Source organism: Thiomicrorhabdus heinhorstiae (assembly GCF_013391765.2).
GTDB classification, from domain to species: Bacteria; Pseudomonadota; Gammaproteobacteria; order Thiomicrospirales; family Thiomicrospiraceae; genus Thiomicrorhabdus; species Thiomicrorhabdus heinhorstiae.
The window spans coordinates 1-387 of sequence record NZ_JACBGI020000088.1 but is presented as its reverse complement, the minus strand read 5'-3'; the positions used below and the strand labels follow the sequence as shown (position 1 = coordinate 387).

Annotated in this window: 1 pseudogene; it reads right to left on the bottom strand. The window is 47.8% G+C overall.

Features of this window, described 5'->3' with window-relative positions:
* Positions 1-185 (bottom strand): annotated as a pseudogene (locus H8792_RS12485) (SO_0444 family Cu/Zn efflux transporter); the annotation flags it as partial.
* Positions 186-387: the final 202 nt, after the last annotated feature.

Here is a 387-nt window from a genome sequence, read left to right as displayed (position 1 = left end):
CATAACGGGAGTGGGGCGCCCAGTAGGGTCGCTTTGGCCACGCTGCCCAATGAATCACGTTTTAAATGTTTGTTGAGGAAGTCGGTTGGCAGCAGGACTTTCATCAGTCCGCCGAGAATCAACCCGAGCACCAGCCAGGGAGCGGACTCCAGAGCCAGAGACAGGAAATGGTCAAACAGGGTCATCAGGCCTCCTTGGGTAAGTGACCGGGTCGTTGGTCAGAGTCTTTTCGGTATCGGTACATCCTAGCAATTTCTATCGGGATGTGCCATTCAATGAACGACCGTTTGGTTTAATTATGATTGTAAATAAAAATACGTTTTGTTTGTATTTTAAAGCTGAGGCTTGGTATAGTAAAACTCGAGTGGGCTTAAATTTAGGCACTCA